The 8,369-nt window shown below is 49.3% G+C and carries 9 protein-coding genes; all 9 read right to left on the bottom strand.

All coding sequences use genetic code 11. The features are described 5' to 3' along the window. Positions 1-751 (bottom strand): PD40 domain-containing protein (locus J7M22_10645; GenBank protein MCD6507067.1); only part of this gene is annotated, 751 nt, incomplete at its 3' end. A gap of 1 nt (position 752) precedes the next feature. Further along, on the bottom strand, positions 753-1,244 hold the full coding sequence (locus J7M22_10640) for a hypothetical protein (GenBank protein MCD6507066.1): 492 nt from the start codon (positions 1,242-1,244) through the stop codon (positions 753-755). Between the two features lie 123 nt (positions 1,245-1,367). Continuing rightward, positions 1,368-2,297, bottom strand: coding sequence for a PD40 domain-containing protein (locus J7M22_10635; protein ID MCD6507065.1), 930 nt, complete (start codon positions 2,295-2,297; stop codon positions 1,368-1,370). A 66-nt stretch (positions 2,298-2,363) separates the two neighbouring features. Then, positions 2,364-2,900, bottom strand: a complete 537-nt coding sequence (locus J7M22_10630) for a hypothetical protein (protein MCD6507064.1) — start codon at positions 2,898-2,900, stop codon at positions 2,364-2,366. Between the two features lie 24 nt (positions 2,901-2,924). After that, a complete protein-coding gene (locus tag J7M22_10625; GenBank protein ID MCD6507063.1) occupies positions 2,925-3,677 on the bottom strand; it encodes a glycosyltransferase family 2 protein in 753 nt (250 codons plus the stop codon). Positions 3,678-3,861: 184 nt separating this feature from the next. Further along, positions 3,862-4,665 (bottom strand): sigma-54-dependent Fis family transcriptional regulator, encoded by an 804-nt coding sequence (locus J7M22_10620; protein ID MCD6507062.1) that lies wholly within the window; start codon positions 4,663-4,665, stop codon positions 3,862-3,864. Beyond that, positions 4,640-6,328, bottom strand: coding sequence for a glycosyltransferase family 4 protein (locus J7M22_10615; GenBank protein MCD6507061.1), 1,689 nt, complete (start codon positions 6,326-6,328; stop codon positions 4,640-4,642). The genes J7M22_10620 and J7M22_10615 overlap by 26 nt, the downstream gene beginning before the upstream one ends. Then, the gene (locus tag J7M22_10610; protein ID MCD6507060.1) at positions 6,325-7,908 is read right to left on the bottom strand and encodes a glycosyltransferase; all 1,584 of its coding nucleotides are present in this window, start codon (positions 7,906-7,908) and stop codon (positions 6,325-6,327) included. Before J7M22_10610 ends, J7M22_10615 begins: the two co-directional genes overlap by 4 nt. A 3-nt stretch (positions 7,909-7,911) precedes the next feature. Further along, the coding region (locus J7M22_10605) for an NAD-dependent epimerase/dehydratase family protein (protein MCD6507059.1) at positions 7,912-8,369 on the bottom strand (458 nt) is incomplete at its 5' end.

Genomic DNA, 8,369 nt, shown 5'->3' with positions numbered 1-8,369 from the left:
TGTTCCCATCCGCATCACATATGAAGATGCCATGCTTGAGAGTTCTAGCATAAAGTAATCCTCTCTCCGACCAATCGATGCCCTCTCCTGCAGCGACAAGCTTTGAAGCTCCTGTCTTCAAATCCACAACATATATCTCACCTGCGTGAGTTGCTATCTTGCTCCCATCCGGCGACCAGCGGCAATTATTACTATCTAGAAAACCAGAAACTTTAACCTTACGGAGGTTCTTACCATCCGCATCGATTATATAGAGGCCATAATTATGCGTCCCCTTTGGCATAGCAGAGAAGGCGATTTTACTCCCATCAGGTGACCATCCGGGCTCTCCCCTTATATTGCCTATCATGTCCTGAGGGAGGAGAAGTCGGATGTTCTCACCTTTGTAGTCTGCTATATAGATGGCATGACCTCTTCCGGATCGGTCTGATACAAATGCTATCTTACTTCCGTCAGGTGACCACGTCGGGTAGAAGTCATGAGCCATGAAGTTTGTGAAATTACGTATGTTGTATATCTTCCCTTTTTCCGCATCCACATCCCCTATGTAGATATCAGTCCATCCGGTGACAGGATTAGGTCTTGAGAAAGCTATTTTCCCTTGAGCCAGAGCAAGAGAGGAACTTATCAGGAAGAGCAACAGGGTTTGTAACGTATAAAAGATCTTATATTTCCCTCTCATCATAGATTCATTTTCCGTTTTGTGCTGTAAAGGCCTTTTAGAGGGAGGGATAAACCCTCCCTCTATCATCTCACTTAAAGAACCAATAGGTGGGTTCGCCTACTTGATCTTGGATGAAAGGAGGACGATTCACCCCACTCCTCACAGCAACTCTGGTGTAAGCATCTAGCGTATGCCAACCGCGACCCAAGTCGGCAGCCGATCGGGTAATCGTATTTGAGTGGAAGAACGGATTAGAAGGGTCGTTGCCCGGTTTAACCTCGATGAACCAACCTTGATCTCTTAGTGTCTTCCCTGGATCACTATCCACTTGGTGTTTGAACTCGTAGTCTACGAAGACTGAAACGCCTCCACCATTCCACACATAAACCGAGTGGTTGCTTTTGGTAACATCTGAGCCTCGGTCGTAGGTTAGGCTATTGACCTCAACGTACCAGCTCACGTTGTTTTGGACGCCGCCATGACCTGCGGCATAAACGATGCTGACGACAAACACCAGCGACAGAAGGGTTGTCAGGATCAAAAACCCTATCGCCTCCTTGCTTCCCCTTATACCTCGCATTTGACCTACCTCCTTAGACCAGATTCAAAGCTTTGGACCCCGGACATTGAAAGCCCAACAACTCAGCATGAACCTTAAATGCCTCCACCCATCCCTGATCGCCCTCAGCTTCGATTTCCCACTTCATTCCTTTATTTTGATTAAACCCCATAAGGTATTAAACAGATTCGGGAGCTCAACAGCTGTATATCCTCCCCACCAATCAGGACGACCACCCTCAACCCCTGTGCTCTTTATCCTACCGGTTCTCAGATCAAGCAGGTAGAGAAGCTCCTTCCCTTTATCTTGTGAACCCGCAAAGATAATCCGGTCACCACCGGGTGACCAGGAGAGGGTATCCAAGTCAGTGAAACCCGGAAGTTGATATTTTCGAATCTCTTCCCCTTCAGGTGTTATCACCTTCAGATAAAAACCCTTATTGTCCTTGCTTTTGAAGGCGATCCACCCGTTTTTCGATAAGTCGAACATACCAGCAATTTCGCCGTTCTTCGTCACCTCCTTCACCTTCCATGTGTTCGTATCTATCACCCCGATTTTATGTTTCCGCAAAAGAAGACAAGCCATAAATTTACCGTCAGATGACCATTTAACAGAAGCTACCGAGTAGGGTGAGAACTTGAACATGGGTATTTCAAGTAGGATCTTCCCTGTATAGCTGTCTACTATAAAAAGCTTCTTTCTCCCCCTTTCGCCAATGAGCTCACCCTCTATGATCATCCTTTTCCCGTCGGATGACCAATCGAAGGATAAGCTGTCTATTTCCTTACTCAGAGGAAGAGGATTTTCCCCATTTGCTCCCATAATGAAGAGGTTGAAGAAGCCATCTCGGTTTGAGGAGAAGGCAATTCTCTTGCCGTCAGGTGACCATGATGGGTCAGAATCACAGGCAGGGTGATTTGTAATGTTTCGGATTTTTCTTATATCCCCTTCCGTATCTATATCCGCAACATATATATCACAATTTTTAACGAAGGCCAGCCTATCGGCCATAGCTTGATGAAAAATGGAAGATATGAGCAAGAGATGTATCCATACGATAAGGAACGATCTCACTTTCCATTCCTCATGTATTTAATAGGAGCTCAGCGAAACGCTGAGCTCTATCCTTACAGATTTTCTCTACCTTGTAAATTCAAGAGTTTCCTCAACGTATCCGTCATCAGGGTCGCTAGGATAATCTTTTAAGTCTATCTTTCTTCCTTTACTGTCGAAAATTTCAAGTTCAGTGTATGCGTCTAAATGGTATGTTTTCCCTACTTGTAGCCCGGTTACATCTAAAGATAGAGTCTTACTACGGTATAGCTCTCTTTCTGGATGCTCCTCCGATGGAACATTAACAGTGTTACCGTACCATGTCCAATATTGAGGTGTTTTTTCCCTTATACTATGCTCAAAACCGAAATCAACTTTTATCTTAGGATTGGGGTAGCCGTTTTCCTTACACCGGTTGTTATACACGTAGATGGAATGGTAGCTGTACGTCTTCTTCTCAAGGCTATTATAGTTCGTTGAGACGGAGACCGACCAACTTACTTCCTCTTTCCATCCTCCTTCAGAAGTGTATGCATAAACGATGCTGGCGATGAAGGTCAGCGACAGAAGGGTTGTGAGAATCACAAATCCCATCGCCTCCCTGCTTAACCTTATACCTCGCATTTGACCTACCTCCTTAGACCAGATTCAAAGCTTTGGACCCCGGACGCTGAAAGCCCAGCAGCCCAGCATGAACCTCAAATGCCTCCACCCATCCCTCACCGTCCTCAGCTTCGAACTCGATCCTTCTCCCCGCGGATAATACCTGATCGGTACCTCGCCTATCCTCATGCCCCTCTCCACTGCCGCTATCACCATCTCTGACGCAAACTCCATACCCTCACTCCTCAACCCCATCCTCTCATACGCATCCCTCCTGAAAGCACGCATGCCGCAGTGCGCATCAGATACTCCCGCTTTAAACAGCAGATTCAACACGCCAGTCAGAAACAGATTACCAACCTTGTGTGTCAATGACATAGCCCCCGGCAGTATCTCCCCCCTCAGCCTGCTGCCCAGCACAAGATCGTATTCCTCATCCAGCTTCCTTACGAACTTAGGTATCTCCCTGAAATCATACGTGTCGTCTGCATCACCCATCACGATGTATCTTCCTCTTGCAGCCTCTATCCCAGCCCTGCATGCGTTGCCGTAGCCTCTTTCGGGCTGATGAACAACTCTCGCTCCCAGAGACTCAGCTATCTTGATGGAGCCATCAGTGGAGCCGTTGTCAGCCACTATTATCTCCTCTTGAACCTTCATCTCCTTGACAGCCCTTTTGGCCTTCTCTATGCATCTTGCAAGCGTCCTGGCCTCGTTCAGGCACGGTATGACGACCGATACCAGCATCACCATCAACTCCCAGGAAGTCCGATGTCCAACGTCCAAAGCATCCTGCATCTTTATGTAGGCAACTTTCATGCCAGATCTGAAGCCGCTTTTCATAAGGGCTTTCCCCCTCCCAAGGGGTGCAACAAAGGTGCAACTTCATGAGTTTGTTGCACCCAGAAGCTTTAAAACTCTTGCAGCACCTTAATTCTTCAGAGGTGCAATAACGGATGCAACTTTATCCTTTGTTGCATCTCTACCACTTCTCCTTATCCAGGCCATATTTCTTAACTAACCTCTGTATCTGCTGTCGGTAAACCCCTAACATCCTTGCCGCCTCGCTCTTGTTACCTCCAGCCTTCCTCAAAGCTTCCCTCACCTCCTCCTCGCTCAAATGCCTACGCCTCCTCCTTACCGATAGCATCCCCCTAAGATCCCTCATCCCTATCCATCCTTCCTTCTTCTTAATCGCCAAGCTCTCCACCAGATTCTTCAACTCCCTCACATTCCCTTCCCACTTCCGCCTCTTCAGAACATCCATCACCTCCTCATCCACACCTAAAACACCAAACCCCTCTCTCCTATTGAGCTCCTCTATGAAATACTTCACCAAAAGTGGGATGTCTTCCACCCTCTCTCGAAGAGGAGGAATATGAATCTGCACCGATGCAAGGCGATAGTAGAGATCGCTACGGAATATGCCGCTTCTGATCGCATCCCTCACATCCCTGTTGCTTGTTGCTATCACCCTCACATCAACCTCTATCTCCCTGACATCACCCACTATTCTGATTCTCCCTCTCTCCACCGTCCGAAGCAGTGTGGCCTGGACGGAGAGAGGCGTCTCAGTGATCTCGTCCAGAACCAGCGTCCCTCTGTCGGCTGCCTGGAATAGACCCAGTCTATCCTCATATGCCCCCGTGAATGCCCCTCTCTTGTGGCCGAAGAGGATGCTTGCTGCAAGCTCCTCATTGATCTCCGCCATGTTCTGTATAAGCAGAGGACCACTTGAGCGTCGGCTCCGCCTGTGTATCTCAACTGCCACCAGCTCCTTGCCCACTCCCGTCTCGCTTGTTATATGTAGAGGTCAAAGATACTATCTTAGTGAAACCCTTCACCTTCTTCAGCAATTTTATTACTTCCTCTTTCTTCAGGAAGTAAGCCGATACAGCTTCAACCTCATGGAGCGAGTGTTTCCTAAAAAGCGATAGCGCTAATCCCTCCAGCATCGTTTGGGGATAAAGATCTAACATCAGAGGCCTCTCATTTATCTCAGTCACGTTGATCAACAACGAAAGCGGTTCAATCTCGCCCCTATATGTGTTCCACCTCTCCACGAAGCATATGTCGAAATCCGATTTATCCGTGCTCAACCGCTTCTCCTTGAGCTGTAGGAATAGATTCACCATCTCACCCCCCACCCTATCCCAACTGAAGTTCTCCGCGCGTTTTCTCGCCTTCAAGCCGAGATTTAAACGAGCGGTTTCGTCTTCAAGAAGCGGAATTATAGCCGCCTTCAAAGCCTCAGGATCAACGTAGCCAGCTATGCTTCCTATTTCATCTTCAAACGTCTGGGCTTCGACTATCACACCTCCATCTCCCACCACCTCAGGGAACCCGTCGAAGTTCGGCACCACGACCGGCGTCCCACAGGCCATAGCCTCCAGAACGGCCAGGCCAAACGTCTCCTCGCCAACCACCGATGCTGAACAGAGGATGTCGAAGGCGTTGAGAAAGATGGGAAGCTTATCCCTGCTCTGTCTGCCGGCGTAGATAAGGTTCCCCGGAAAATCACACAGGGCGTAGACGTTCAACATAGGAACCACCACGAGGAAGATCGCATCGGGGATCAATCTAGCAAGCCTTATGTACGTCCCTGCACCTTTCTCCGGTTGGAAACGCGATAAGAACCCAACCACCGGCCTCTCCAGGACGCGCTCGTCGCCTATTATCTTAGCGACTTCCCTCTTGGCCATCCCTTTATCCATGGGTTTGAAATGTTCCAGATCGACCCCACAGGGTATTCTGTAAAAGCAATCGGTGTCCAAGACAAAACGGGAATAGAACTCCTTCACCGATTTCGTCGGCACAACGAAAGCGTCAAACGGTCTCATGGCTGAGTACCACAACAGCACGTTGTTGACCATCTCACTGCCGTGTCCGCGCATAGCGTATATCGGTATAACCACAGGCGAGTCACTCCATCGAAAGATGGTCAGCAGCTCAAGATCATCCGGCGATCGGATGAGTATCCCATCATAATCCTCCTCGATCAGTGACAGCTTCGATGTCACCCGGTTCAGATCGAAATCTACTCCGTATATACCTTCGTCTATCTTATGGTTTCTATCTGATGCGATGAAGATATCAGCTCTTTTGGACATCGATTTGATGAGGTGATGATATGCTATGACCCCTCCTCCGGCGTGAAGGGAGATATCGGCGTGATACGTTCCTTTCTCAGGGATCAAAATTCTGGGACGCCCTTCCTTTCGAGAAGGTAACTTTTCTTCTCTTTCTGAGAGCTTTTTCAACCTGTTTAAGGCGGATAGTATATCTTCCCCACTGTATTCGGATGACAGCATATCGATTATCTCCCCGTCGGTGTGAGAGTTTTTAAGCTCCAACAAGGAAGCGGTGAGCCGATCCACAGGCATGAGCTGGTATCGATCCAGGTTTGCGATATAAGCGCTCTCGCCTCTTTTGACCAGATGAAGTTTCACCGCGACACCTCCCGTCTCAGCGACTTAAGCAGTGTCGTGATCTCGCGATCGGTATGATGCTCGGACAGAGTGAGAGCCAACCCTTCCTCGAGCTTTATCCCCGTGAAACCTGGCAGCTGAATCGCTCTTGTTTCAAGAGCGTTGTTCGCCTTGTTGTAATACCGGGCGAATAAGACCTGAAAGGGCGGGCGATGAGGTTCAAGCATGGTGGAATTGAGCTCCTTCAGCAGCTGAAGGGTCCGATCAGCTACTTTATCCCATCCCTGGTAGATCTCAGGCCTACCATCAGGTGATGATATCTCATCCCCGCGTTCCAAACATCTCCCGATTTCCCCATCTACGTCCTCAACCGGGAGATCGGAAGGGTCAAAGGGGTTACACTCCCATCTCACGAACCCTCCTATCTCGTCTATTGCCCTGAAATTCCCCTCTGGGCCGGCTATCACCAACTTAGTTCCGATCTCGATCGCCTCCCTCAAGAGAAAACTCTGCGCGCCGCAAACCACAGGGAAAAACATCACGTCGAGCGCCGATAAAGCTACCGACAGGGCATCCAGATCCTCGGCGTTCTGGAACCCGAACAGGGCCACGTTCGGAAGGTCTATCAGGTTATAAAACTCGAAGAAAGGATCGAATAACACGAAGCTCCATTCCCTCCTGCGCTCAGCTATCCTCACAATCGCCCTCCACACCTTTTCAGGGGGGCCTGCCGGGACCCATCCTATCAGTGGGGTCTTCGAAAACCGCTCTCTTTTCAGGGCTGCGGATATCTTCTTCTTAGCTTCATCTTTATCCATATCAATCCTTATAAAGTTTCTTCCGGGGGTGATAACCGTCCACCTCTTGTACCCCTCCCAGATAGATGAGATATGGAGCGGCACCCAGGGGGCATCGGTGATCAAGCGATCGGACTCCCTCAAGATGTTCAGATAAGCTCCAACCGCATTGAGAGCCCAAGCGCCGTTGAGCTCGCTGCTTTCAACCCATATCAGAACGGACGCCCTGGAGTGTCGGATGAAGAGCGGGACATACTGGTTGAAAGGAGAGAGGATCAAAACTCCGCTACATCCACCGGGAACGGACTTAAGCGGTGATAAAGCCCTATCGGCGGGAAGCTGGACGAAATGGATGCCTTCGGAGCTTGGAATTTCCCTCATACCCCCATCGGAGAGCGCCAGAAATAGCTCTGCTCTTTCGGAAAGAGATTTGAGCAGGTGGTAATGGTTCAATCTGGTTATTAAATCGCCCCATCTCCTCCTCGACGGACCGCCGTATAGGACGAATAACTTTAAACGTTCAGAAGGGGTTCCCCCCTGAGGTTCGATCCTCTCCCCGAAAAGCAGGCCCATGCCTAGATACCGGTCTAGAACTCTGAACGCTCGGAGTATCCGGGAGCGGCTGTAGCGTTTCAGCAGTTTCATAAATATCTCATCGGCGGTGTATCTCTGACACAACGGCAACATATCACAGATGATCTCATCCGCCGGCAGCACGAAGCCGGTATCGTAGTCTATGATATATCGGGAACCCTGATGTTCGATGATTTGATGATCATGTAATCTTCTCGGCAGCTTTATCATCCCTCAGATCCAATATCTCCAAAACATTTTTCCCTCTTCAGAGGCGTACCACTTTATGGTCCTCCATAACCCTTCCTCTATGGTAACCTTCGGCCTCCATCCGAGCTTGCGTATCCTCTCGCTCAGCAAATACTGCGTTTTGATCTCCCTCACGGGGAACCGGCGGGGTATGACTTTGATCCGAACGTTCGATCCCATCATCGAAGCTATCTTCTCCACAAGTTCCCTCGTGCTTAAAATGTTCCCTTCACCCGCCCCAACGTTATACGCTTTACCCTTTGTCTCCTCTATTCGCTCCGCCAGGAGCAGATATGCCTCCACTACATCGCTGATATAGGTATACTCGCGGATGTGATATTGGGATTCCTCGAAGATGGCGGGAGGTTCACCGTTGAGTATATGGGCGATCGTGCCCGGGATTATGCGTGACAGATTGGGATCAGCGGGCCCATATATGTTGG

The sequence above is a fragment of the Candidatus Poribacteria bacterium genome, from assembly GCA_021162805.1.
Classification (GTDB): domain Bacteria; phylum Poribacteria; class WGA-4E; order B28-G17; family B28-G17; genus JAGGXZ01.
This window is presented reverse-complemented; position numbering and strand designations above follow the sequence as displayed.

Coding starts and splice junctions, on each gene's coding strand:
- J7M22_10640 (MCD6507066.1), bottom strand. CDS start 1,244: ATGCGAGGTATAAGGGGAAGCAAGGAGGCGATAGGGTTTTTGATCCTG.
- J7M22_10630 (MCD6507064.1), bottom strand. CDS start 2,900: ATGCGAGGTATAAGGTTAAGCAGGGAGGCGATGGGATTTGTGATTCTC.
- J7M22_10625 (MCD6507063.1), bottom strand. CDS start 3,677: ATGCAGGATGCTTTGGACGTTGGACATCGGACTTCCTGGGAGTTGATG.
- J7M22_10610 (MCD6507060.1), bottom strand. CDS start 7,908: ATGATAAAGCTGCCGAGAAGATTACATGATCATCAAATCATCGAACAT.